Below are 25379 nucleotides of genomic sequence, written 5' to 3' on the forward strand. Positions count from 1 at the left end.
ATAATAAATTTGTGATTATGCAGAAGGCATGATGCTAGAAAGGAAAGGAAAAACAGATATGGAATATATTATTGAAACAGAAAACCTTACAAAATATTATGGAACATCAATGGTTGTAGACAATGTTAATATTCATGTTCCGAAAGGTAAAATCTATGGTATGCTGGGAAGAAATGGTGCAGGAAAAACTACTATTATGAGCATGCTCTTAAATCTGGTTATACCTTCAGATGGATATATTAAATTATTCAATAAAGAGTATATGTATAATCCTAAAGAAGTTTATCGCAGAATTGGGTCTATTATTGAGACACCAGGATTTTATGAAAACTTAACAGGTAAAGAAAATTTAGAAATTATGGCAAGGCTTAGAGGTCAATATAAAAAAGAATGCGTGCAATCAGCCCTTCTTTCAGTAGGACTTGGGCATGAAGTGCAAAAGACCTTTGGCAGCTACTCTCTTGGTATGAAGCAGCGTCTTGGAATAGCAGCAGCAGTTATGCATGAGCCGGAATTGTTAATTCTGGATGAGCCTGTTAACGGACTTGATCCGGTTGGTATTGCCGTAGTACGTAATTATTTAGAGAAGCTGTGCATGGAAAAAGGCATTACAATTTTAATTTCAAGCCACATTTTAGGTGAAATGGAACAGCTTGCAGACATAATAGGGGTAATGAATGAGGGCAGACTGATAGAGGAGATTACCATGGAACAATTACACAAACGGTGCCGCCAATATATAGAAATCGAAGTATCTGATCCCATAAGAGCAATAAAACTTTTGAAAACCTGCCATCACATTACAGATTTGGTATACGACCAAACTGTTAGAGTATATGATTTTACTCATGACAGCGGTGAAATCAACAAAACGCTTGTGGAGAATGGCCTGTTGGTAAAAAAGATAGATGTGAAAGCAGAAAAACTAGAACATTACTTTTCAGACCTGATTGGAGGTGGCGGCATTGCTTAATCTTATTTACTGTGAATTATTGAAACTAAAGCGTTCAAAAATCCTGATTATCAGCATTATAGGGGTAATGGCAACTCCATGTATGATGTTGGCAGAAACATTACAAACTCATTTTGAGAATCCGGAGCTTGCCGTAACATTAACAAACATCTATAGCGATAGCCTGCTTTATATTATGATTTTAATCAATATGATTATTTATGTGACTATTACTTCTTATCTTTTCAGCAGAGAATATACAGAGAATAGTATAAAAACCATATTGCCGATACCAGTTTCAAGAATGGCTTTTATAACGGGCAAATTTATTGTACTTTATCTTTGGTCCGTAATGCTTACGCTTGTTACATGGATGGGGATCTTAATATTCTCAGGACTTTATCATGCTGTCATAGGCATGGATGGATTCCTTTTTACAGTTATATCTGAATGGCTTTGCAAGTTTCTTATGGGTAATACACTGCTATATTTAACGATTACACCCTTTGCTTTTATAGCCGAAAAAACAAAGGGGATGGTTGCACCAATGATTGCCTCAGCGGTCATTGTTATGGGAAGTGCGGCTATTTTAAATCATGATATAGGGGCGCTATACCCATGGACCGCAACCTGCCTTATTATGGAAGGGAGAATACAAAGTACGGGATATCCAGACTTTCTGGTGTCTGGTATTATCGTTGTTGTATCAGTTGTCGGTTTTTTGATAACATTTCAACATTTTAAAAAGGAGGATATAAAATAGCGAAATTAAGCGGATAAGAAGGTAAACTTGACAAACAGCCGGAATTTCTGTATACTGGCACAATAGATAGGTAACTATTTTCGAACGTTTTTAGAGGCTCTATTCTTGAAGAATAGAGCCTTTACCTTTGGAAGACAATATATGGAATAATAAGTGATTGGAGGAATATAAGATGTCAATGAACGATATAGAAAAAATGAAAAAATTCCTGGAAGAGAAGAAGGCAAAGGGTTCTTTTTTACAGGCCGAAAAGAAGATTGGTTCTGGTAAAGTGGAAAAGAGAAATAAGAATATTGGAATTGAATTTACAAGGACCCATAAAATCTCACAGTAAATGGGGGGAAGTTACACAATAAAGATTTTAAAGGAGAATTCATGCAATTTAAAGATTTAAATATTATGCCTGATATTATTAAGGCATTGGAAAAAGAAAGTTATGAAATACCTACACCGATACAGGAAAAAGCAATACCCGTTATATTGGAAGGCAGAGATTTATTGGGGTGCGCCCAGACAGGGACGGGAAAGACGGCTGCATTTGCAATACCGACCCTTCAGCTTCTAAGCAGTGAAAAGGCACCTCGTACAGCAAAACAGAATATAAGAGCCCTTGTCATAACACCAACCAGAGAACTGGCTCTGCAGATATACGAAAGCTTTAACACTTATGGTCAATTCACCAGTTTAAAAAGCTGCGTGGTCTTTGGTGGAGTATCTCAAAAGCCACAGGAGGAAGAACTGAAACGAGGGGTGGATATCCTGGTAGCAACACCGGGAAGGCTGCTGGCACTTATGGATCAGAAGCTTATAAGTATTGATCACTTAAAAATACTCATCCTGGACGAAGCTGACCGTATGCTGGATATGGGATTTATAAATGATGTTAAAAAGATTATTGCGAAAGCACCTCTTAAAAAACAGACTTTATTTTTCTCGGCTACAATGCCTCCGGATATCGCCAGACTGGCCGATACAATTCTTAAAAATCCTTCGAAAATAGAAATTACTCCGGTATCGTCAACTGTGGATACCATTGACCAGTATCTGTATTATACGGATAAATGCAATAAAAAGGATTTGCTTTTGCACATCCTGGAAGATAAAAATATCGTATCCGTGCTGGTGTTCATACGTACCAAGCATGGAGCCGACCGCCTGATAAAACAATTGGCAAAGAGTAATGTGACCGCCCAGGCAATCCACGGCGATAAATCTCAGGGAGCCCGTCAGCGTGCATTAAGCAGTTTTAAAGATAAAACGCTGCGGATATTACTTGCCACAGATATTGCAGCCAGAGGGATCGACATCGATGAATTAACCCATGTCATAAACTTCGATCTGCCGGATACTCCGGAGACATATGTACACCGGATTGGACGTACAGGCAGGGCAGGGCTTGGCGGAACGGCAATATCCTTTTGTGATTTTGATGAAAAAGAACAGCTTAAGGACATTGAACGATTAATTGGTAAGAAACTAACAGAGGTAAAAGACCACCCGTTTCCATTAAAAAATAACTTCCCGGCGGTAAAAACCACACAGCCCAAAAGAGATACAGGACGTAAAGAGAGAACGAAACCCCAGTTGAGAGAGCCATTACAACCGCTAACGGCAAAAAAGGCTTCAGCCATAAAGAAAAAATATCGAATGACAGCTGATGGAACATTAAAAGAGAAAAAAAGCTATAGTAATTTTTCAACAAAAAGAAAAAGCAGCAGATAAAAAACAGAGGTATCGGGACTAAAATCCTGATACCTCTGTTTGCTGGTCCCATCCTATAGATAATTGATTTAATTGCTGAAATACCGCACAGAACCATTTCCATAGGAATAAAATGAACTGAGAATAAAAATGCAATCGGAGCAGTTTACAGGAGTTTATATGGATGGTAGTAGTTATAGTAGCGCAACAATGGTGAGTGCTGGATTACCCTATGATAATATAAACTGGTATGATATAGAAGGTCAGCCTTTTGGTCCAGCCTCCAGATTTAATGTTATTGTATTTAACGATGCCAATAACATTGTGGACATTGAAGGACCTGTGGCAATAGGCGGAAGCTTTTACAGCCCAAGAGGATTTGGGGCCGGTTTTGCCAGAGACAAAGGCACCAGAGATGCTAATTACTCACCGGATTTAGTCCGATTTCTGGTTGGCGGCAATGTTGCGATGAGCGAACCACTGGTTATTGTCGGCCATACGGTTGTCGGCGGCGGATTCCGTGCTGGTAAGGGAAGTACCTACTTAATTGGAAAAAGTGGAAAGGCGGGTCAGACAGAAGAACTTAAAACTTTATATCAGGCCAATGGCGGCAGCCAGTATTGGACACCATCAGACAAAGGTAATCACTATTTGATTTCCAGCTATGATGTTCCAAGATATATACCTGCAGGCAGGATAAATGCAGATATCCCCAGATTCTTCCGTGATGCAAAGGAGAGCATCGGATACTATAAAAATTGTATTGAAGATTTGACCCCAAATGGAAGTGTTACAGATAATAATTACGAATGGATATTAAGGGGAAATAACCCCGTTCAGAATGTATTTCTGATTGATGTGAGACCAAACGGTCTGATCAACAAAGGAATCCGTGCGGAAGTTCCCGAGGGAAGTACGGTTATTGTAAGGCTGAAAACGGGTCCCAATGCTCACCTGCAATATGGCGTTTATGGGGAAAATAGTAAAGCCAGTCGGACCTTATATGTGTTTGAGGACGCAACTAATATTTATATGGAAAAATCTTCTGATATATGGGGAAGCATACTGGCACCCCAGGCAATGTTCCATGCGCACCCAACAGGCGGTCATGTAAGCGGTAACGCTGCATTGGGATCATTTGCTGTAGATGCTGCCAGCGGCTTTGAATTTCATTATTACCCCTTTGTTGGAGGCGTGATGTGTCAGGCTGTGTCACCAGATGTTTCTGAGACATTGCCGGAAGAGGAGGAACAGCCTGTCGTGTGTCCGGAATGTCCTGCACCGGTACCCTGTCCACCGCCAGTATCCTGCCCGGCTCCAGCACCCTGTCCGACACCACCGCCTTGTCCCCAGCCTGAGCCCTGTCCCGCTTGTCCGGTGCCACCGCCTTGTCCGAAGCCAGAACCGTGTCCCACTTGCCCGGTGTGTCCGAAGCCAGAGCCGTGTCCGGCGTGCCCGGTGTGCCCGAAGCCAGAGCCGTGTCCGGCATGCCCGGTTTGTCCGAAGCCAGAGCCGTGTCCGGCATGTCCGGTGTGTCCGGTGTGTCCGAAACCAGAGCCGTGTCCGGCGTGTCCGAAACCAGAACCCTGTCCCATATGTCCGGTATGCCCGGTGTGCCCGAAACCAGAGCCCTGCCCGGTTTGTCCGGCATGTCCGGTGTGCCCGAAACCAGAGCCTTGCCCGATTTGTCCTGTATGTCCGAAGCCAGTACCATGTCCTGTTTGCCAGGAGTGTCTTATTAAACCAGGCATCATCTCCGGATGCATCTGGGGATGCCGCTGCGGTGATTTTCATGATTGGGAGGTAAAATTATACAAGAGATGTAATGATGTTGAAACATTGCTGTTTTGTGCCAGGATCTGCGGCTGTGGCTGCTTTGAATTTGCAGTTCCTTATGAAGGATGTTATATTCTCAAAGTGAGGTTATCCGAAAACTGCTGGAATACTTTCTGGTGCAAGCCAATCATTACATTGAATAATATCGGAGTAGCCAGTTTTATGATTGATTAATTTATATGTTTTGAAAGCTGCCGCAATCGGGAAATTGATATGCTCAAATACCCAATTGCAGCAGCTTTTTTCTCATTTGTTCATGCTATGATTTTATAGCCCAGCGTAATTTTGCGCATCTGGCACGCCCGTTGGAATTGCATTCTTCTGCGGAAGGTCTGATTGCATCGGGTGCAATTTCTTTATAAACACCGCTGCGATAGAGCTGTTTAAATGATTTTTTCACCAGACGGTCTTCTCCTGAATGAAAGGTAAGAATCGCCACACGTCCCCCTTCAGCCAGAGCAGCAGGAAGCTTTTCCAAAAAGTCATATAATACTTCAAACTCATTATTTACATCGATTCGAAGTGCCTGAAAGCATCGTTGGCATGATTTTTTGATTTCGTTATCTCTGTCTTTTTCCGGAATAAATTTCAGAGTATCTTTGATAATCTGCTGGAGCTGGCTGGTTGTTGTAATTTCTTCGCCTTTTTTTATTGCTGAAACTACCGCACGTGCGATTTCTTCGGAATGGGGCTCGTCCGCATTTTCCAATAACATGCCGCATAGTTCTGTTTGAGAAATAGTTTTTAAACGTTCTGCCGCAGAGATACCTTTTGACGGATTCAGCCGTAAATCGAGCGGCCCCTCCGTCTTAAATGAAAAGCCTCTTTCCGGGTTATCTATCTGCATGGAGGAAACACCTAAATCTGCCAGAATAAAATCAAGGGGACCTGATTCCGAAATAATCTCATCAATATTGGAAAAATTGGTTTGCCTGATTGTCAGGATCTCCGGACCATAACCCAGGTGCTCTAAACGCTCCCGTGTCCTGGGAAGTTCGATGGGATCTACATCTGTCGCATATAAGTGCCCTTTCGAATTGAGACATTTAAGCATCTCTAAAGTATGACCGCCGTAGCCTAATGTCGCATCTAATCCGGTTTGTCCGGGTTGGATCTGTAATATTTCCAAAATTTCTTTTACGCAGATAGAGCGATGCATTCCGGCAGGAGTATTGCCCTTTTGAATTACTTTTGTAACAGTATCAGAATATAATTCCGGATTCAGTTCTTTATATTTATCTTTAAACGCTTTTGGGTGAGTTCCTTTGTATCTGGGGCGACGCTGATGTTTCTGTTCCTGATTATCCATTTTTATTCCACCTCTTTAAATATCCTTTTAATAAATGCATCTGCTTACATGATATCAAATGCATGCCATTATGGCAAATGTATATTAGAATAATAGGACACTGCCCGAAATATAAACATGATCAGGTACAGAGGTAAGATTGTATTTATTCTATTTAGAGATATAATATACTTATTAAATAGAAGTAATCGGAGGGAATTTATGTTATTTGATATTTTAAAGTCGAGAAGAAGTATTAGAAAGTTTCAAAACAGAGAGATTGAACAGGACAAGATTGATAAAATACTTAAAAGTGCTTTGCTTTCACCATCATCCCGTTCCATACGGCCATGGGAGTTCATAACTATTACCAATGGGGAGATAATCAAACAGCTCTCGCTAAGCAAAGGTACAGGTTCTCATTTTTTGGCAGGAGCACCTCTGGCGGTTGCAGTAATCGCGGATCACACGTTAAGTGATGTCTGGATTGAAGATACTTCCATCGCTTCGACAATCATTCAGTTAGCAGCCCAGGATCTGGGACTTGGTTCGTGCTGGATTCAAATAAGGGAAAGATACTATACAGAAGAGGAAACAGCGGGGGATTACATCAGGAAAGTGCTTGGAATACCCGGGCAGTACAGTGTTGAATGTCTGATTGCTATCGGCTATCCTGCTGAGGAAAAGAAACCTTATGAGGAAGATATGCTGCAAAGTCAGAAGTTGCATTTTAACAAATTTTATCATTGACCGGATATTTGAGAACAGAACATTAACTACATAAAAAAACAAAAATAATATCCTCCACCGGGGCTTGCTGATTAATAATTACGTTTTATAATTGTACTTAACAGAAAGTAAAATTATGAAAGGCTGGTAAGAAAATGCATATTCCAGACAATTATTTAAGCCCGTCAACATGTGCTGTTATGGGAGCTGCTATGGTTCCTGTTTGGACAAAGGCAGTCAGGAAGGTGAAAGAAGAGATTCCCAAAGTAAAGATACCCCTGCTCGGTGTAGGGGCGGCGTTTTCATTTCTTCTTATGATGTTTAATGTTCCGCTTCCCGGAGGAACGACAGGCCATGCTGTGGGTGGAACGCTTCTGGCAATTTTAATGGGACCTTATGCTGCCTGCATCAGTGTTACGGTTGCACTTTTTATTCAGGCACTGTTATTTGGCGATGGCGGTGTTCTTGCCTTTGGGGCGAATTGCTTCAATATGGCATTTATCTTACCTTTTTTTGGATATTATATTTATAAACTGATTAAAGATCATGTAAGGTCGGAAAAAGGAGAATACCTGGGCATGATTTTGGGGTCCTATGCCGGGATTAATGTAGCTGCATTATGTGCTGCCATAGAATTTGGAATTCAGCCGCTCTTATTTAAAGATGGTGCAGGGCAGGCACTTTATTGTCCTTACCCCCTTTCTGTCTCCATACCTGCCATGCTGATTCCCCATTTGCTGGTTGCAGGAATTGTGGAAGCAGTTTTTACGGCTGCAATTGTAATTTACATAAAAAAGGTATCTCCGGGTACATTTTATAAGGGTGGCAGGGAGAAAACGAAAGCCATATACGGCCTGGCAGCCGGGCTTATCTGCTTTACGCCCCTTGGTCTTCTGGCGACAGGCACCGCATGGGGAGAGTGGGGAGCAGATGAAATTAAGGAGGTAGTATCAGGGGGGAATGCATTGGGATTTGTTCCTCACGGTATGAAGGAAGGCATTCATTTTAATGCTGCCATGCCGGATTATGCAGTAAGCGGACTTCCCGAAGTAGCAGGATATTTATTATCAGCAGTTGCAGGGGTGGCAATCATGATCATTTTATTTAAGATACTCAGCAATCTGAAAAAAGACAAGGCTGGAAACAACGTTGGATAGTACAGAAAATAAACCGGCGGATCTGCCGGAATGGCTTTTAATAAATGAGAACTATATACCGTTAGCCGATAAGGATACTTTTGTCAACAAAAGTATCCTGTCTGTATTTAAGGTAATTTCAAGAATAAAGAAGCAGGATTCACAAAGGTTAACCAGATCACCAATTCACGTACCCCTTCATGTTTTTGGTACATTTCTTCTTATCATACTGGTTTCACTCACAAGAAGCTTTATCTTTGTTATTATTGTTAATGTCTGGCTGCTGGCGGTTTTAAGTATGACAGATTCAGAACGGATGGTAAGAATTTTAAAGATGAGTACAGGTGTTACCCTGTGCACTGCTGTGATTATGCTGCCGGCATTTATTTCAGGTAATACTTACAGCAGCATCATGATTACCACAAAGGTATTTGCGACAATCACTGCAATGGGCCTGCTTACCCACTCTGCAAAATGGAGTGCGCTTACACAAGCGCTGAAAAAATTTTCTATGCCTGATATTTTTATCTTTATTCTGGATATCACGATAAAATATATTTATTTGCTGGGTGAATTGTCGTTAAACATGTTTTACGCATTAAAGCTTCGGTCTGTTGGGAAAAACCGCAGCAAGTATTCGTCAATGGCAGGTATTGCAGGATCTGTGTTTCTTCAGTCAAAAGAGCTGGCTGAAGAAATGTACCATGCCATGGAATGCAGAGGATTTACAGGAGAGTATCACATTAATAATAAATCAGAGTTAAAATGGCTGGATTATTTTTATATTGGGATAAATATTGGCTTTTTCATTCTGTTTATTTACTTCGGAAGGATGTAAGATGATTGAACTGAACGATATCTGCTTTTCTTATTCGGATATGATTGCATTAAATCACATTAATCTCACCATTAAAGCAGGTGAAGCAATCGCATTAATGGGGGCGAATGGATGTGGTAAGTCAACTCTGTTAAAGCTGATGAATGGAATTATTTCACCGGACAGAGGGAGCTACCGGTTTCATGGAGAAGAAGTTACCCATAAAAAGCTGCAGGATTCAAAATTTTCCAAACTCCTCCATCAAAGAATTGGATTCGTATTTCAGAATTCCGATACACAGCTGTTTTGTTCCAGTGTCTATGATGAAGTGGCTTTCGGCCCAAGACAGATGGGGTATACGGAATCAGAAGTGGAGAGCCGGGTAAATGACTGTCTTGCTATGCTGGGCATACAGGAATTCAGTAACAGAATTCCATATCATTTAAGTGGCGGTGAAAAACGCAAAGTTGCGATCGCATGTGTGATGTCTTTAAATCCCGAGGTTTTGGTGCTTGATGAACCAATGAACGGGCTTGATCCCAAGACACAGAGATGGCTGGTGGATTTTTTAAATAAACTGAACAAAGCAGGAAAGACATTGATTACCTCCACTCATAATCTTGAGCTTGTTCATGAAATATCCGAAAGATCCATTCTCTTTGATGAATCCCATTCAATTGTATCAGACAGGCTGACAGAAGAACTGTTAAAGGATGAAGAACTGTTAAAAAGGGTAAATCTTGTGGACCAGTCCTATCATTACCATGTATGAGAAAACAGCAATATAGAGACTTGATAAGTATTTCGGTTAAATATATAATAAAGTATGAGATTAAATTAGAAATAAGGGGACAGAGCATGAAAAGAAAGGTGATTTTATTTGCAGCAGCAATACTGACATTATGTTTTGCAGCGGGCTGCCAGAAGCCAGAGGCTGAGAACATCCCTAAGGAGACAGAAACCTCCAGCGGGATCGAGATTAATAATGAAGCAGTAAGTGACTCAAAAAGCGGACAGACAGAATCCGCTTCACCCGAGGATGGGGGATCTTCCGGTTTAAATATATCTCTGGACGAAAATCGAATCATACAGGATCAGTCCTTTCAGGCTGAGCTGAGTGACTGGGGAGATGTGAGGTTTGTATCCTATGACCCCGGAGCTGGTTCAGATTTTGAAGACGTCTCCTTTTACCTGGTAAAAGATAATAAGGTGGTTTACTCATTCCCGTATTATGGAGAAAATAATAAAACGGATCAATATGCCGGGCTTTTTGACAGCGTAGAATCTGTGGCATTTCGGGATGTAAATGGCGATAAATTAAAGGATGTAATCGTTATTATTAACTACATGACCGGTGCCGGTCCCCAGGGGATGGAACCCCGCCCCAAAGCCAGGATATTCCTGGCGGAGAATAAGGGCTTTATTCTGGCAAAGGACATGACAGATGATGTAAATGATCATATTGAGGAAAAAGATATGAGTATGGATCATATTTATGAGTATCTGAAAAATAAATAACTGCTGATTGTTTTCTGACTTTCTTTAAACAAGCGCCCCAGGTGTTCAAGGACACTTGGGGCGCTTGTTTATAAATTCAAGGGGTCAGGCATTTGCGTAATCGGCTGCGTTACTCTTGAGCTTAGGACCGTAGGTGGCGCCATCTCCGTTGTAGATTGCTCCCATCTTAGTGAAATCCCGTGACTGGCAGGCTTTTAATAATGAACCATTGCTGTAGTTTGCAATAAAGGTGCAAAACCCTTTCATCTGGTTGTCTTCACTGACGCCAAAGTCATTAAACATAGCCTTTGGTGAGTCATAACCTGTAACCTTAAAATTAAAGCCCATAATCTGGGGAAGTCCCATACTGACGGAATAGTAAGCGTAATATTCATCAATTCCAATTGCCAGATTAAATGCCTCATATTCACTGGACTGCTTCCCTGTGTGTGTCTTGTTCCATTTTCCGTTTTTGTAATAATAATGTACTTTATTCTCAACCTTGAAGGTCTTGGAGGCACTTGGAACATTCTTTAAGAAGATATGGTTTTCAAAACGGATTAACAGCTTTCCGCCGGAAAAACCTGATCCAGAAGATTCGGTGAGGATAAAGCCACCTAACACATCTTCGCCAATTGAGTGTTTTGAAGCGAAGGAAGAGATGATAGATCCAAATTTCTTTTTTAAATTTTTGGCAGCAGTACTGGCGCTGCCGCCAGAGCCTGCTTTATCAAGAGCAGTAAGCGTGGCTTTCCCAGCCTTACCGTCTATGGTGAGACTTTTGGATCTCTGAAAACCTCTTACTGCAGTATCGGTATTATTACCAAATTTACCATCAGGAGTACCGCAGTTGTGTCCTGCCGTATTTAATTTTCCCTGCATGGTCTTTACTCCGGCACTGTATCGAAGCTTGTCATCTATCATATAGTATCCGGTACCTGCAAGTACCTGAGCGTATGTGTATCTAGAGTTATCATAATCTGCCATAATATTATCTCCTTTTTATTTTTTTGTTGAATTTGCAAATTCAATGATAAAAAAGAAAAATCAAGGCATATTTGTAAACTTGAACCGTTTATTAAATGATAGCTGATAAATAAATTATTTTTTGGTTTACAAATCCCTCCTCCTATTCTTTTTATCAGGTAGATTTGCAGATCAACTGTTTCTCCGTCTATGCCGGCTAAGGGGAGCCATTTGAAATTTAAAAATTCCAGGAGGTAATAAGAAATGAATAAAACAATTGCAAAATCAGTAGGTAATTCCAACCCTCTGATCGATCACCACTTAGGAGCAGATCCATTTGCTCTGACTTATAACGGAAGAGTATACATCTATATGTCCAGCGATAATTACGAGTACAATCCAGATGGCTCAATCAAAGAAAATAGTTTTGCTAATTTAAAGAGTGTCTTTGTTATATCTTCAGAAGATATGGTAAACTGGACCGATCATGGTGCTATTCCGGTTGCAGGTGCAAACGGAGCTAACGGAGGACAGGGAATTGCAAAATGGGCAGGCGGTTCCTGGGCACCAGCGGCCGCAGTGAAAAACATCAATGGTAAGGACAAATTTTTCCTTTATTTTGCCAACGGCGGAAACGGTATTGGCGTGCTGACGGCTGACAGCCCAATCGGACCGTGGAGTGATCCCCTGGGCAGAGCGCTGGTAACAGGCAGTACGCCTGGTGTTGCCGGTGTGGTATGGCTCTTCGATCCGGCTGTATTTGTTGACAGTGACGGAACCGGCTATTTATACTGCGGCGGCGGAGTTCCGGGAGGCCAGAATCCGTCACAATCCCAGTGGGCAAATCCAAAGACTGCCAGAGTGCTTCGGCTTGGCCAGGATATGATCAGTATTGTGGGAAGCGCTTCTACCATTGACGCCCCCTTCATGTTTGAAGATTCAGGAATCCATAAGTATAACGGAGTTTATTACTATTCGTACTGCATTAACTTTTCCGGCTCTCATCCAGGAAGTGTCCCTCCCGGAGAAATCGGATATATGACCAGCAATAGTCCTATGGGACCATTTACCTACAAAGGTCATTTCTTAAAAAATCCGGGCAGCTTTTTCGGAGGCGGAGGCAATAACCATCATTGTGTTTTCCAGTTTAAGAACCAGTGGTATGTGGTTTATCATACGCAGACCGTGAGTCTGGCTTTATATGGTTCCGGTAAAGGTTACCGATCTCCTCACATTAACCAGTTGTTCCACAACAGCGACGGAAGTATTCGCGAGGTTGCAGCAAACTACGCAGGGGTAGGCCAGCTTTCCAATTTAAATCCTTATAAGCGGGTTGAGGCAGAAACTATGGGCTGGAACGGCAGAATCTTAACAGAGAAGAGCAATGCTTCCGGAGGACCTGTATACAATCAGAATGTAACAGGAATTCAGAACGGAGACTGGATCGCTGTAGGAAATGCGGATTTTGGTTCCACAGGTGCCAAACGATTTAAGGCCAACGTTGCTTCAACTTCAGGGGGCAGGATCGAAGTACGCCTTGACAATGAAAGCGGAACGCTGGTGGGAACGCTTAATGTACCAAATACCGGCGGAATGCAGAATTGGAGAGAAGTAGAAACAACCATTAATGGAGCCAAAGGTGTACATAAGCTGTTCTTTGCATTTACCGGAAATGGAAGCGGAAACTTATTTAATTTTGACTATTGGCAGTTTTCTTAAACTGACCAGGAAAAAGGAGATTTATTATGGACAATATAATGAATGAAGAAATGAAATCAGCCTGGCAGTCTGATAATGGGAACGGTACCTATACCAATCCGATTTTAAATGCGGATTATCCTGATATTGCAGCTATCCGGGTTGGAAAAGACTTTTATATGGTCAGCTCCACGTTTGTATCCTTTCCCTCCATACCGATTATGCATTCAAGGGATCTGGTAAACTGGGAGATAATCGGATACGTCACAGCAGATTTAAACGGAACGGGAAAATCCTATACTCTGACAAACAGTTTTGAGGATTATGGACATGGATGCTGGGCACCTACCATTGCTTACCGAAATGGTGTTTATTATGTGGGGATTTATCAGGCACAGGGTAAATTTATTCTGTGCACCGCCACCAATCCGGCCGGGCCTTATACGAAAACAGTATTTAACCAGGGATTTCATGACCCGGCGCTGTTTCTTGATGATGACGGAACCGGATATATCATTTCAGAACCAAATGATGTGAAAATCAGTAAGCTCAGCGGGGATTATAGGTCTGTGGTGAACAGCAGAGTATCCACCCGTATTGAAGGAGTCACCGGTAAGTATCTGGTGGAAGGAACCCATGTGATAAAAAAGAACGGATATTATTATATTTTCCGGAACTCCACACCGCCGGAATCCTATACTTATTGTCTTAGGTCCAGAAATATTTATGGTCCATATGAAATGAGAATTCTTTTAAACGGGCCGAGAATACCTGGCGGAAGCCAGATTCATCAGGGAGGTCCGATTGACACCCCAACCGGGGAGTGGTGGTTCTATGTGTTTCAGGATGGAAACGGCCTGGGACGCCGTGATATTCTGGTACCAATGCAGTGGCAGAATGACTGGCCGGTAATTGGTGATCCATCCACGATTAAAAATGTAACAATCGCAGGTAAGAGCTACCCCATGGGTAATGTTCCCATTACATACAGAAAGCCAGATGTGGGGGCTTCTTATCCGGCACAGGCCATTCCTGACAGCGATGATTTTAACTCCGCTGTTCTGGGTGTGCAGTGGCAGTGGAATCATTATCCGGACAACAGCAAATGGTCACTAAGCGAACGGCCTGGATATTTACGGCTTCGGGCAAAACAGGCCAATAACTTATGGAGGGCAACCAATACCCTTACCCAGAGAGTTCAGGGACCTGACTGCCAGGGAACCATTGAGCTGGATACTGCCAATATGGCAGACGGGGATCAGGCAGGACTTTGCCTGTTAAATATTCCCTACGGGTCCATTGGTGTGGTTAAGTCCGCAGGCGTGAAAAAGATTGTGGCAAATATTAATGCGAAAGAAGATGCTCAGGGGGTTATTACCAATGGCCCTGTTCTCCGCGGTAATATTGTTTATTTACGGGCCGATGCAAACCTCCTTACGGATAAGGCAGTCTTTTCCTACAGTACTGATAATATTACATTTACCCAGCTTGGGGGACAGCTTAATATGCCGTTTGACCTTGGTTTCTTCCAGGGAGATAAGTTTGGTATTTATAACTTTAATACAGCTTCTGCCGGCGGATACGTTGATGTCAACTGGTTTCGTTTCACCTCCTCAAAAAGAAAAGCAGCAGGTATGCCGGATGCATCAGTTACGGAAGATATGCTGGAAACAAGCATGGCGGTATCTGCGTCAGGCGGCGATGCAGCCATTAATCTGGCAGCACAAAAGCAGCTGATCCGGGGCTTTGGCGGAATCAATCATCCTGCCTGGATCGGAGATTTAACGGCAGCCCAGAGAGAGACTGCTTTTGGAAACGGAAATAATCAGCTGGGATTCACTGTTTTAAGAATTTATATTGACGAAAATAAGAACAACTGGAGCAGGGAACTGGCGACTGCAAAAAAGGCAAAGGAAAAAGGAGCCATACTGTTTGCCTCTCCATGGAACCCTCCAAGTGATATGACAGAGACATTCACCCGCGATGGTGTAGCAGGGCAGAAGAGGCTGAGATATGATAAGTACGCTGCTTATGCACAGCATCTCAATGATTTCGTTTCTTTTATGAAAAATAATGGGGTGGAGCTGTATGCCATATCCGTTCAGAATGAGCCTGATTATGCACATACCTGGACCTGGTGGACTCCGTCTGAGATGCTCAACTTCATGAAAAATTACGCAGGATCCATCAACTGCAGAGTTATTGCACCGGAGTCATTTTCTTATATGAAAAATATGTCAGATCCTATATTAAATGATTCAAAGGCACTTGCCAATATGGATATTCTGGGAGCACATCTTTATGGTACACCGGAAAGCGGCTTTTCTTATCCTCTTTTCAAACAGAAGGGAGCGAATAAGGAACTTTGGATGACGGAAGTATATTATCCAAACAGCAATAATAATTCCGCAGATTTATGGCCGGAGGCACTTGAGGTATCCTATCATATTCACAATGCCATGGTATTAGGCGATTTCCAGACCTACGTATGGTGGTATATCCGCAGGCAGTACGGTCCGATGAAGGAGGATGGAACGATCAGCAAACGAGGTTATAACATGGCTCATTTCTCCAAATTTGTAAGACCGGGATATGTCAGGGTGGATGCTACCCAGAATCCGGCAAATGGTGTTTATGTTTCCGCATATAAAGGAGATAATAAGGCAGTTATTGTGGCAATCAATAAGAACACATCTGCAGTCAGTCAGAAATTTACATTCCAGAATGGAACGGGAGGCTCGGTATCTTCCTGGATCACAGACGGAAGCAGAAACCTTGCAGCAGGTTCTGGTTACCGCGTATCCGGAAACTCCTTCACAGCTCAGCTTCCGGCCAGAAGTGTAACAACCTTTGTTAGCGGTTTAAGCTGATAAAACGTAATTAAATCAATGAGGCAGGGTGCTTTGACGTTCAGTCAGGGTGCCCTGTTTCAATGTCTTATTTCTTAAGTATTTCGTTTTTTATTTACGGGACCGGAAACTGGTATTATAATACGCTTATATTAAAAAAGAAAGAGGAGAAAGATGAAGAAAGAATTACCCTATTTCAGTATTGGAGATTCCTTTGGGGGAAATCAGGACTGGTTCCGGGATCCGATGATGCATTTAGGCGGCTGCGGGGCTGCAGCTGCATGTGATGTCTGCATTAATCTGGCGTTCCATCACAGCAAAACTCATCTGTATCCATTTGATATCCAAAGTCTTGACAAAGAAGCTTATATCAGATTTTCCAGTACCATGAAGCCGTATCTGAGACCACGTTTCGGGGGGATTGATACGCTGGAAGTGTTTATGGATGGTTTTTACCAGTATTTAGAATATGTGAATGAGCGGGGAATACAGCTGTCAGGCTGTCCTGGTGATACTCCTGCAGAGGAAGCGGTGTGTAAGGTTAAAAATCAGATTGACCAGGGAATTCCCATTCCCTTTCTGCAGCTCCGCCATAAAAATGTGAACTTTAAGGATCTGGTCTGGCATTGGTTTATGCTGGTGGGATATGAAGAATTTGAAAATGAATTTTATGTAAAAATTGCAACCTACGGCGGTTTCAGATGGCTTTCCTTTTATGAGCTTTGGGAGACCGGATATAAACGAAAGGGTGGAATGGTGCTTCTGCGGGAGCCGGAAGAGTAAGGTGATATGGTGAAAGCAGCGATTTGTGATGATGAGGTACATTTCCAGTCGTTTTTACGGGAGAAGCTGGAATCGTACTATGGTATGTCAGAGGTTGAAATAGAAGTATTTTCTTCCGGAATCAGTTTTTTAGAAAAGTTCAGAGAACATCCATATGAATATCAGCTGATTTTTATGGACATTGAAATGCCTGGAATTAATGGAATAGAGACTTCAAGGCTGATCCGGGATATAAATCAGTCTGTTCCGGTAATTTTCTTAACCAGTCACAGGGAATTGGCTGCGGAGGGGTATGAAGTGGATGCGTTCCGTTTCCTGGAAAAGCCGCTTAAGATGGAGAAACTGGTAAAAGCACTGAATGATTATAACAGATTATGGGTACAAAATGGCAGAATCCCTCTGCAGGACGGAGAAAATACCATTCTGGCCAGCTGGACAGATATTCAGTATGTACAAAGTGAAAATGTATATATACATGTTTTTACAGATCAGGCAAGGTATCTGATCCGTAAAAAACTAAGTGATATGGAGATGCAGATGCCAAAGAATTTATTTTTTAAACCTCATAGAAGCTATCTGATCAATCTGGGGTATGTAAGTTCTTTTGACGGCAGGAAAATTATCATGAAAAACAGCCATGAAATACCTGTAAGCAGAGGAAAGAGGGATGAATTAAAAGCATCGGTATTAAATTATTTACGTATATCAGGATAAGACAGGTGAGTTATGTTTGAAAAAGTATATATGATAATGGGGTGCACAGAATTATTACTGTTAATGATATTAATCGGAAAATATATCTATTTTGAACGATTTTTTGGGCATTTGCGTTTATGGTGTGTCTATCTGGTACTCTTCCTTTTATTTGAAATTTTACTCTGCTTTTATGATAAAGAGGGTCTGGTTCAGATTGCGTTGTCTTTTGCGTTTTTTAGTGCACTGATTTTTCTTACAAGAAAGTCTAAAAAAATCAGGGGTCTGTTTATCGTAATACCCATAGCAGGAATGATATTTTCTTTTGTAATCATTCCTGTCTCTCTGCTGTTTCTTTTTTCTGAATCCATGAATTCCATAATTGACCACTCAACTGCATGGCTGTGGATTTATGATGTTATATTCTGGATTGGTTTTTATTTATTTTTCTGGAAAGTGAAAAATCGTCTTGATGAACTGCTCATGAACAGAACTCTTTCTAACTGGGAAAGAACTCTGATTAACATGACCGGTTTTTTCCTTTTCATTTTTACCATGCTTCTCGTATGTGTGGATGATTTTAAAATTACATCCTTTTACGCCAGGTGCTTTGCAGGCTCCGGTATTTTCATCATTGCTTTTTTAGAAGCATCAATCATTGCAATGGTAATACAGGGAAATGGAAAAGTCTATTTTCAGCAGGCCGCTGTTTTAAATGAGCATTATTTAAAAGTCCAGCTGGAGCATTTTAAAACATATCAGGAGACTCAGAGAGAAACAAGAAGAGTGTATCATGACATGAAAAATCATATCAGCTGCCTCCATAATCTGATTCTGCAGGGCAGATATGAGGAAACCGGCAATTATCTGATGGATTTAAATACACAGATACAGAACATAAATAAAGAGCTTTATACCGGGAATGATATTGTTGATGCTATTATAAATGAAAAGCTGTCCAACGCTTTGAAGGATCAGATATCCATATCAATAGATGGAAAACTGGGGTATCTGCCTGTGGATCCCATTGATCTTTGCACCATTTTTTCCAATGCTGCAGACAATGGAATAGAGGCATTAAGGGACAGTCTTATATCGGATAAGATGTTGGAAATCCAGTTTAAGAGACAGGGAGAAATGCAATGGATTATGTTCCGAAATCAGGTGAAGCGCAGAGGACCAGCATTAATATCTGTTACAACAAAAGGGGATTGTATCAATCATGGGTTTGGTCTTGGAAATATAAGAATGGCTGTGGAAAAATATAAAGGACACATGGAGTATCGATTGGAAAATGAGGGGGATCTGCAGTATTTTGTCCTGGAGATTCTTTTATTCGTGCACAACACAACATGACAGAAACATTTCGCAACAAAATTTACTATGGGAAGGGATCCGGAGCTATAATGAAATATGAAATCTGGCAAAGGAGACAAAAGTAATGAGTTATGATTCCCAAACAAACGTAAAACAGTGGAACAAAAAAGAAATCAGAAAGAATACGGGAAAACTGGTCCGGGGTGTGCTTATATATGAACTGATCATGTTTGTTACAATAATCACTGATGTTACTCTTAAGATTATCATATATTCCCGCAACGTTGATTTTAATGTTGATAAGGTTCTTGATAAGGCCGTTAGGAGTGGAACTTCCAGTATTATTTCGGTATTTCTGGGTTTGATTTTTTTATTCGTTTATTTTCGGAAAAGTGACTGCCGGAAGCTGATCTTTTACACTGGAGAAAAAATGACCGGGCTTTCATTTCTGATTCTGCTGACCGTTTTTATGTCCGCGCAGGCTGCTTTCAGTATATTAGGCGGAGGCATGGAACTTGGTTTTAACCAATTTGGTTATAGCATTCTGGGAGAGATTGAAGATGCTTCCAGTAACAGCAGTACAGTATCTATGTTATTGTACGCTTCATTTATTGGTCCTGTTTCAGAAGAAATTATTTTCCGCGGATTTGTTATGAGAGGGTTTGAAAAATACGGAGCGCGCTATGCGGTGGTGATGTCCGCTGTGATCTTTGGGTTATTCCACGGAAATCTGATTCAGAGTATCTTTGCAGGACTGGTTGGTCTGGTACTGGGATATACAGCTATGAAATATTCCATAAAATGGGCTGTTTTGCTACATATTATTAATAATTTTGTATTTGGTGATTTACTTACCCGTCTGCTTTCCGGCATGAATGAATCCCTGCAGTCAATGGTACTTTATGGGATAGAAGGCGCGTTTCTGGCAGGAACAGTGGTTCTGATGCTGATGAAGAAAACGGAGATAAGAGAGAAAATGAAAGGGATAAAGATTGACAGAGGGTTACTGGGAGTGACATTTTCTTCCATATGGCTGCTGATCTTTATTGCCTTTCAATTATTCCAGGGTATATCCGGAATAGAAAAGCTAAATTAAAATTTCATCCGTAAGATGAAGTGTGACTGATATGGAGGTATTATGAATAAAAAACTTTTAATTACTTTAATTACAGTAACATGCCTGACAGCAGGCTGTACAAAAACGGCACCATCGGTCCGCTTACAGGAAACAGAAAACACATCCGCCAGCGCTTCGCAGGAGAATACGATTACAATACAGTCTTCTCAGGAAGGTAACTCCCAGGCTGCTGCAGAGACAGAGAGTAAACCAGATTACAGCCGATACTTAAAAAAGAACTGGATCAGAAGCACAGACACCGATTTTCCTGAAAACGGAGGTTTATCCTTAGTTATTTCCAGTGTTGAGGATGGTAAAATTAAGGGTGACATTTCAGCGGTAGGCAGCGGACCTGCTTATAATATAGACAGATCCGGATTTGAGGGAACAGTAGATGGAAACACGGCACAGTGTGAGCTTGTGGATGATTCCAGAGGAAATAAAGGAACAGTCAGGCTTACATTTAAATCTCCCGGAATTCTTGAAGCTGCAGTTACAATTACTGAGAAATCAGAAGATAACATCATGACGATTCCGGAAGGAACCTTTGAATTTGCTCCGGATAATCTGAAACGTATAGAAGGATTTGAACCCATAGAAGATCAGTCTTTTATGGTGGATCTGGATTCATGGGGGAAAGTGAAGTTTGTTTCAGGAAAATTGACCGCTGGCAGTCATATACCTGCAGTGTTTTATCTGACCGATGAGGATGGAGCTATTTTTTATGAGTTTAATACAGGCTTTCCTTACAACGTAGATGTAGAGGCTGTTTCATTTAAAGATTTAAATAAAGACGGTTTAAAGGATATTATTATAATCGTTTCAGACCAGTACGACGGGGCTTCCGGATTGCCGATTGCAAATGTCTGCTTTCAGCAGGAAGATGGAACCTTTATGACGGATTATGAACTTTGCCAGGAGATCAATGATTCCGGAAACAATAAAGATATTAAAACCGTAACCAATTATGTTATGAATAAAAAATAAAAAATCGCCAACAGGTATTGACAAGATCACTAATAGTGTATATAGTTAACTGTGTTAGCTAAAATAATCAATACAAGAAGGTGAAAAGATGGATTATACAAGCCTGGCCCGTGAATATATGCAGGTAATGCATCATATGCGCGATAAAAATGGGCAGAAGAAGATTCATGACTCCATGCACGGTGAGAATTTTATGCTCTCTTATATCTCCAGGCGTCAGGGCGGTATTATCCCAAGTGAAATCAGCAATGAAATGGGAATTACCTCTGCCAGAATAGCTGCTGCACTTAACAGCCTGGAAGCAAAAGGCCTGATTACCCGGAGGATTGATACGGAGGACCGCAGGAGGATTCTCATTGATTTAACAGAAGCAGGAAGAGAACAGGCTAAAAAGCATTATGAAATGATTATGAATATTACTGTAAACATGCTTCAGTATCTGGGAGAAGAGGATGCCAAGGAGCTGGTCCGGATTATGAAGAAGCTTGCTGACAGGAGTCCGGAAGAGTTTATATAATATGCGGCCGATAAAACGGCTGCATATTTTACCGAAAATATCTAATACTATTAGTATATAACAAAGTTAGTAAAAAGGAGAGGAATACATGATAAAATTACTGAAGCGCTTGAAATTGGCAGAATGGGTACAGGTATTTGCCAGTCTGATTTTTATTGTAGCTCAGGTCTGGCTGGATTTAAAGCTTCCTGACTATATGTCAGAAATTACGAAGTTAACACAGATTCCGGGAAGTGCCATGGCAGATATATGGGCTGCAGGTGCAAAGATGTTAATTTGTGCTTTGGGGAGCCTGGTCTCTGCGACAGCGGTTGGTTTCTTTGCAGCAAGAATTGCAGCTTCTTTTTCGCAAAGAATCAGAAGCCTGTTGTTTTCTAAAGTTGATTCTTTCTCCATGGAAGAAATCAACCGTTTTTCCACAGACAGTTTAATCACACGCTCCACCAATGATATTACCCAGGTGCAGATGCTCATTACCATGGGGCTACAGATGCTTATTAAGGCTCCGATCATGGTGGTATGGGCGATTACAAAAATTGCAGGAAAAGGGTATGAGTGGACAGTGGCAACGGGTGTTGCGGTAGGAATCATGGTGGCTGTTATTGGTACAATTATGATTTTTATTATGCCCAAATTTAAAAAAATGCAGACACTTACGGATAATTTAAACAGGGTTACAAGAGAGAATTTAACCGGTTTACGGGTAGTTAGGGCATACAATGCAGAGCATTACCAGGAAGAGAAGTTTGATCAGGCAAATCTGGAACTGACTGCCACCCAGTTATACACCAACCGGGGGATGGCGATCATGCTTCCCATGATGACTGCGTTAATGAGCGGTTTGTCTCTGGCTATTTACTGGATTGGAGCTAATTTAATTAACGCAGCCCAGGCCATGGACCGCCTGACTATATTTTCCAACATGGTGGTATTTTCTTCTTATGCGGTTCAGGTCATCATGTCCTTCATGATGCTGGTGATGATTTTTATCCTGCTTCCCAGAGCGTCTGTATCTGCAAAACGTATTAATGAGGTACTGGAAACAAAGCCGGCTATTATAGACGGGTATAAAAAAGATGGTAAGACGGATATGCAAGGGACGGTTGAATTTAAAAATGTCAGCTTTCAATATCCGGGAGCTGCAGACTGTGTTCTGGAAAATGTCAGCTTTTCGGCAGGAAGGGGCGAGACAGTAGCTTTCATTGGTTCAACCGGAAGCGGAAAAAGTACGCTGATCAGCCTGATTCCAAGGTTCTATGATGTAACGGAAGGCGAGATTCTGGTGGATGGTGTGAATGTAAAGGACTATACACAGGAAGCGCTGCATAATAAGATCGGATATGTGCCCCAGAAAGCAGTGATGTTCCGCGGAACGGTAAGCAGCAATGTGGCATTTGGTGATAGCGGAAGGAAAAAACCACTGCCGGAAGAAATTGAATCTGCGGTAAAAACTGCGCAGGGCAGTGAATTTGTGGAGAAGATGGAAAATCAATATGAAGCGGAGATTGCACAGGGAGGCACCAATGTGTCAGGAGGACAGAAACAGCGTCTTGCCATCGCCCGGGCGGTCTGCCGAAAACCGGAGATTTATATTTTTGATGACAGCTTTTCTGCACTGGATTATAAAACTGACCGGGTATTAAGATCTGCTCTTAAAAAAGAATCCCGGGGAGCGACCAGTCTGATTGTCGCACAGAGAATCGGTACAATTATGGATGCGGATCAGATTATTGTACTTGATGAAGGAAAGGTAGTTGGAAAGGGGACTCACAGGGAGCTGCTTCAGACCTGCAGTGTATATAAGGAAATTGCAATGTCACAGCTTAGTCAGGAGGAATTAATATCATGAGTGATCAACAAGGAAAGAAAAATTCCAATACAGGTCAGATGCCAGGAGGCCCTATGGGAAAAGGCTCTATGGGGAATGTTACGGAGAAACCAAAAAACTTTAATACTACAATGGCAAAGCTTTTGGCGTATTGCAGACAATATCTGCCTGTTATTATCTTTGCTCTGGCTGCAGCAGCAGCTGGAACCGTTTTACAGATTATCGGACCGGATAAACTGAAAGATTTGACAAATGAGATCATGAAAGGGCTTCCTGCCATGGTCAATGGAGCGCCTGTTTCAGGATCGATTGACATGAGCGCTGTTTTAAGAATCGGCCGGACGCTGGCCGCATTTTACGCCGTTTCTCTTCTTTTAAACTATATACAAAGTCTGGTTATGGCAACTGTCACACAGGTAATATCAAAAAAGATGAGGACTGATATCTCAAAGAAGATGAACCGCCTGCCCTTAAAATATTTTGATTCTGTAAGCTTTGGAGATGTACTAAGCCGTGTAACCAATGATGTGGACGCCATCGGGCAGACATTAAATCAAAGCGTGGGTACCTTGATTACTGCTGTTACAATGCTGTTTGGCTCTTTGATCATGATGTTTTATAACAGCTGGATTCTGGCGTTGACTGCAGTAGGTTCCAGCGTGATTGGGTTCAGTTTCATGATGATTATCATGAGTGGATCACAGAAATATTTTAAACAGCAGCAGACAGAATTAGGTCATATCAATGGTCTGATTGAGGAAGTTTATACAGGACACAATGTTGTAAAGGTTTATAATGGCAGCAGGGAGGCAAAAGACGCTTTTGAAAACAGCAACCGCAGCTTATACCGCAGTGCATGGAAATCACAATTCCTTTCAGGACTGATGATGCCTCTTATGAGTTTTGTCGGAAACTTTGGTTACGTGGTAGTCTGTGCGGTTGGTGCAGCTCTTGCAATGGAAGGAAAAATCACTTTTGGTGTGATTGTGGCATTTATGATGTATATTCGTTTATTTACACAGCCATTATCCCAGATTGCCCAGGCGATGAATAATCTTCAAAGAACTGCGGCAGCAGGTGAACGTGTTTTTGAATTCCTTGATGAAGCGGAACTCGAGAATGAATCTGATAAAAAGAAAGCTTTCATGGATGTAAATGGAGATGTGGAATTTAAAAATGTCAGATTTGGCTACACACCGGATAAGCCGGTAATTAATAATTTTTCTGCAAAAATAAATGCAGGACAGAAGGTGGCAATTGTGGGACCGACGGGAGCGGGAAAGACCACCATGGTCAATCTGCTCATGAGATTTTACGAGACGGATGGAGGAGAAATTCTGATCGACGGGGTACCAGTGGACCAGGTACCAAGAGAGAATGTCCATGCACAGTTTAGCATGGTATTACAGGATACATGGATTTATGAAGGGACTATACGGGAAAATATTATTTACAGCAAACAGGGAGTAACAGACGAAGATGTGATAAATGCCTGCAAAACGGTAGGTCTGCATCATTTTATTATGACATTACCCAAGGGTTATGATACAATATTAAATGATAAGGCCAGTCTTTCAGAGGGGCAGAAGCAGCTGATCACCATTGCAAGGGCGATGATACAAAATGCACCTTTGCTAATTCTTGATGAAGCAACCAGTTCCGTTGATACCCGTACAGAACGTATGGTACAGAAGGCCATGGACCAGCTTACGGAGGGAAGAACTTCCTTTGTAATCGCTCACCGGCTTTCAACCATAAAAAATGCAGATTTAATTCTGGTTATGAAGGATGGTGATATTATTGAAAGCGGAAACCATGAGGAACTGCTTTCGAAGAACGGATTTTATGCACAGCTTTATAACAGTCAGTTTGAGGCAGCTTAGAAAAATATTATAGTAAATATGG

General features: G+C 41.6%; 22 protein-coding genes. 20 read left to right on the forward strand and 2 right to left on the reverse strand.

What is annotated here, in order from left to right:
• Positions 1-58 precede the first annotated feature (58 nt).
• The 5 genes from V7D18_RS00970 to V7D18_RS00990 all read left to right on the forward strand — a co-directional run bounded on the left by V7D18_RS00970 (position 59) and on the right by V7D18_RS00990 (position 5426).
• Positions 59-973, forward strand: a complete 915-nt coding sequence (locus V7D18_RS00970) for an ABC transporter ATP-binding protein (RefSeq protein ID WP_426150564.1) — start codon at positions 59-61, stop codon at positions 971-973.
• The gene (locus V7D18_RS00975; protein ID WP_426150566.1) at positions 966-1715 is read left to right on the forward strand and encodes an ABC transporter permease; all 750 of its coding nucleotides are present in this window, start codon (positions 966-968) and stop codon (positions 1713-1715) included. The genes V7D18_RS00970 and V7D18_RS00975 overlap by 8 nt, the downstream gene beginning before the upstream one ends.
• Before the next feature lie 172 nt (positions 1716-1887).
• Positions 1888-2049 (forward strand): hypothetical protein, encoded by a 162-nt coding sequence (locus V7D18_RS00980; protein WP_170313601.1) that lies wholly within the window; start codon positions 1888-1890, stop codon positions 2047-2049.
• 41 nt (positions 2050-2090) lie between these two features.
• Positions 2091-3437 carry a DEAD/DEAH box helicase gene (locus tag V7D18_RS00985; RefSeq protein WP_426150570.1) on the forward strand — a complete coding sequence of 449 codons (1347 nt, stop codon included), beginning with the start codon at positions 2091-2093 and terminating at the stop codon, positions 3435-3437.
• A gap of 159 nt (positions 3438-3596) precedes the next feature.
• Entirely contained in the window at positions 3597-5426 is a 1830-nt protein-coding gene (locus tag V7D18_RS00990; protein WP_426150572.1) for a collagen-binding domain-containing protein, read from the forward strand.
• Positions 5427-5511: 85 nt separating this feature from the next.
• Here V7D18_RS00990 and rsmH read toward each other — a convergent pair whose 3' ends face one another.
• Entirely contained in the window at positions 5512-6561 is a 1050-nt protein-coding gene (gene rsmH, locus V7D18_RS00995; protein ID WP_426150574.1) for a 16S rRNA (cytosine(1402)-N(4))-methyltransferase RsmH, read from the reverse strand.
• A gap of 201 nt (positions 6562-6762) precedes the next feature.
• Here rsmH and V7D18_RS01000 point away from each other — a divergent pair, with 201 nt between their 5' ends.
• The 5 genes from V7D18_RS01000 (at position 6763) to V7D18_RS01020 (ending at position 10740) form a co-directional block, all read left to right on the forward strand.
• Positions 6763-7290 (forward strand): nitroreductase family protein, encoded by a 528-nt coding sequence (locus V7D18_RS01000; RefSeq protein WP_426150576.1) that lies wholly within the window; start codon positions 6763-6765, stop codon positions 7288-7290.
• Between the two features lie 134 nt (positions 7291-7424).
• Positions 7425-8426, forward strand: coding sequence for a cobalt transporter CbiM (gene cbiM, locus V7D18_RS01005; protein ID WP_426150578.1), 1002 nt, complete (start codon positions 7425-7427; stop codon positions 8424-8426).
• A complete protein-coding gene (locus tag V7D18_RS01010; RefSeq protein WP_426150581.1) occupies positions 8419-9243 on the forward strand; it encodes an energy-coupling factor transporter transmembrane component T in 825 nt (274 codons plus the stop codon). The genes cbiM and V7D18_RS01010 overlap by 8 nt, the downstream gene beginning before the upstream one ends.
• A 1-nt stretch (position 9244) precedes the next feature.
• Positions 9245-9994: an energy-coupling factor ABC transporter ATP-binding protein gene (locus V7D18_RS01015; protein WP_426150583.1), complete on the forward strand. Its 750-nt coding sequence runs from the start codon at positions 9245-9247 to the stop codon at positions 9992-9994.
• 86 nt (positions 9995-10080) lie between these two features.
• Positions 10081-10740, forward strand: coding sequence for a hypothetical protein (locus V7D18_RS01020; protein ID WP_426150585.1), 660 nt, complete (start codon positions 10081-10083; stop codon positions 10738-10740).
• Between the two features lie 84 nt (positions 10741-10824).
• Here V7D18_RS01020 and V7D18_RS01025 read toward each other — a convergent pair whose 3' ends face one another.
• A complete protein-coding gene (locus V7D18_RS01025) occupies positions 10825-11706 on the reverse strand; it encodes an N-acetylmuramidase domain-containing protein (RefSeq protein WP_426150587.1) in 882 nt (293 codons plus the stop codon).
• Between the two features lie 243 nt (positions 11707-11949).
• On the opposite strand from V7D18_RS01025, the gene V7D18_RS01030 reads away from it, so the two are divergent.
• The 10 genes from V7D18_RS01030 to V7D18_RS01075 all read left to right on the forward strand — a co-directional run bounded on the left by V7D18_RS01030 (position 11950) and on the right by V7D18_RS01075 (position 25357).
• Positions 11950-13404 carry a glycoside hydrolase family 43 protein gene (locus V7D18_RS01030; RefSeq protein ID WP_426150589.1) on the forward strand — a complete coding sequence of 485 codons (1455 nt, stop codon included), beginning with the start codon at positions 11950-11952 and terminating at the stop codon, positions 13402-13404.
• Positions 13405-13430: 26 nt separating this feature from the next.
• Positions 13431-16253 (forward strand): family 43 glycosylhydrolase, encoded by a 2823-nt coding sequence (locus tag V7D18_RS01035; RefSeq protein ID WP_426150591.1) that lies wholly within the window; start codon positions 13431-13433, stop codon positions 16251-16253.
• A 153-nt stretch (positions 16254-16406) separates the two neighbouring features.
• Positions 16407-17015 carry a hypothetical protein gene (locus V7D18_RS01040; protein ID WP_426150593.1) on the forward strand — a complete coding sequence of 203 codons (609 nt, stop codon included), beginning with the start codon at positions 16407-16409 and terminating at the stop codon, positions 17013-17015.
• A 6-nt stretch (positions 17016-17021) separates the two neighbouring features.
• On the forward strand, positions 17022-17729 hold the full coding sequence (locus tag V7D18_RS01045; RefSeq protein WP_426150595.1) for a LytR/AlgR family response regulator transcription factor: 708 nt from the start codon (positions 17022-17024) through the stop codon (positions 17727-17729).
• A 12-nt stretch (positions 17730-17741) separates the two neighbouring features.
• Positions 17742-19064, forward strand: coding sequence for a sensor histidine kinase (locus V7D18_RS01050; protein WP_426150597.1), 1323 nt, complete (start codon positions 17742-17744; stop codon positions 19062-19064).
• 85 nt (positions 19065-19149) lie between these two features.
• Positions 19150-20121: a CPBP family intramembrane glutamic endopeptidase gene (locus V7D18_RS01055; protein ID WP_426150599.1), complete on the forward strand. Its 972-nt coding sequence runs from the start codon at positions 19150-19152 to the stop codon at positions 20119-20121.
• A gap of 42 nt (positions 20122-20163) precedes the next feature.
• Complete coding sequence (locus V7D18_RS01060; protein ID WP_426150601.1) at positions 20164-21129, forward strand: hypothetical protein; 966 nt, start codon at positions 20164-20166, stop codon at positions 21127-21129.
• Positions 21130-21217: 88 nt separating this feature from the next.
• On the forward strand, positions 21218-21646 hold the full coding sequence (locus V7D18_RS01065; RefSeq protein WP_426150603.1) for a MarR family winged helix-turn-helix transcriptional regulator: 429 nt from the start codon (positions 21218-21220) through the stop codon (positions 21644-21646).
• Positions 21647-21734: 88 nt separating this feature from the next.
• Complete coding sequence (locus V7D18_RS01070; protein WP_426150606.1) at positions 21735-23495, forward strand: ABC transporter ATP-binding protein; 1761 nt, start codon at positions 21735-21737, stop codon at positions 23493-23495.
• Positions 23492-25357 carry an ABC transporter ATP-binding protein gene (locus tag V7D18_RS01075; protein ID WP_426150608.1) on the forward strand — a complete coding sequence of 622 codons (1866 nt, stop codon included), beginning with the start codon at positions 23492-23494 and terminating at the stop codon, positions 25355-25357. The genes V7D18_RS01070 and V7D18_RS01075 overlap by 4 nt, the downstream gene beginning before the upstream one ends.
• Positions 25358-25379: the final 22 nt, after the last annotated feature.

Origin of the sequence: Lacrimispora sp. 38-1 (genome assembly GCF_049890855.1) — a bacterium.
GTDB lineage: Bacteria > Bacillota > Clostridia > Lachnospirales > Lachnospiraceae > Lacrimispora.

Coding starts and splice junctions, on each gene's coding strand:
- V7D18_RS00970 (WP_426150564.1), top strand. CDS start 59: ATGGAATATATTATTGAAACAGAAAACCTTACAAAATATTATGGAACA.
- V7D18_RS00980 (WP_170313601.1), top strand. CDS start 1,888: ATGTCAATGAACGATATAGAAAAAATGAAAAAATTCCTGGAAGAGAAG.
- V7D18_RS00985 (WP_426150570.1), top strand. CDS start 2,091: ATGCAATTTAAAGATTTAAATATTATGCCTGATATTATTAAGGCATTG.
- V7D18_RS00990 (WP_426150572.1), top strand. CDS start 3,597: ATGGATGGTAGTAGTTATAGTAGCGCAACAATGGTGAGTGCTGGATTA.
- rsmH (WP_426150574.1), bottom strand. CDS start 6,561: ATGGATAATCAGGAACAGAAACATCAGCGTCGCCCCAGATACAAAGGA.
- V7D18_RS01000 (WP_426150576.1), top strand. CDS start 6,763: ATGTTATTTGATATTTTAAAGTCGAGAAGAAGTATTAGAAAGTTTCAA.
- cbiM (WP_426150578.1), top strand. CDS start 7,425: ATGCATATTCCAGACAATTATTTAAGCCCGTCAACATGTGCTGTTATG.
- V7D18_RS01015 (WP_426150583.1), top strand. CDS start 9,245: ATGATTGAACTGAACGATATCTGCTTTTCTTATTCGGATATGATTGCA.
- V7D18_RS01020 (WP_426150585.1), top strand. CDS start 10,081: ATGAAAAGAAAGGTGATTTTATTTGCAGCAGCAATACTGACATTATGT.
- V7D18_RS01025 (WP_426150587.1), bottom strand. CDS start 11,706: ATGGCAGATTATGATAACTCTAGATACACATACGCTCAGGTACTTGCA.
- V7D18_RS01030 (WP_426150589.1), top strand. CDS start 11,950: ATGAATAAAACAATTGCAAAATCAGTAGGTAATTCCAACCCTCTGATC.
- V7D18_RS01035 (WP_426150591.1), top strand. CDS start 13,431: ATGGACAATATAATGAATGAAGAAATGAAATCAGCCTGGCAGTCTGAT.
- V7D18_RS01040 (WP_426150593.1), top strand. CDS start 16,407: ATGAAGAAAGAATTACCCTATTTCAGTATTGGAGATTCCTTTGGGGGA.
- V7D18_RS01045 (WP_426150595.1), top strand. CDS start 17,022: ATGGTGAAAGCAGCGATTTGTGATGATGAGGTACATTTCCAGTCGTTT.
- V7D18_RS01050 (WP_426150597.1), top strand. CDS start 17,742: ATGTTTGAAAAAGTATATATGATAATGGGGTGCACAGAATTATTACTG.
- V7D18_RS01055 (WP_426150599.1), top strand. CDS start 19,150: ATGAGTTATGATTCCCAAACAAACGTAAAACAGTGGAACAAAAAAGAA.
- V7D18_RS01060 (WP_426150601.1), top strand. CDS start 20,164: ATGAATAAAAAACTTTTAATTACTTTAATTACAGTAACATGCCTGACA.
- V7D18_RS01065 (WP_426150603.1), top strand. CDS start 21,218: ATGGATTATACAAGCCTGGCCCGTGAATATATGCAGGTAATGCATCAT.
- V7D18_RS01070 (WP_426150606.1), top strand. CDS start 21,735: ATGATAAAATTACTGAAGCGCTTGAAATTGGCAGAATGGGTACAGGTA.
- V7D18_RS01075 (WP_426150608.1), top strand. CDS start 23,492: ATGAGTGATCAACAAGGAAAGAAAAATTCCAATACAGGTCAGATGCCA.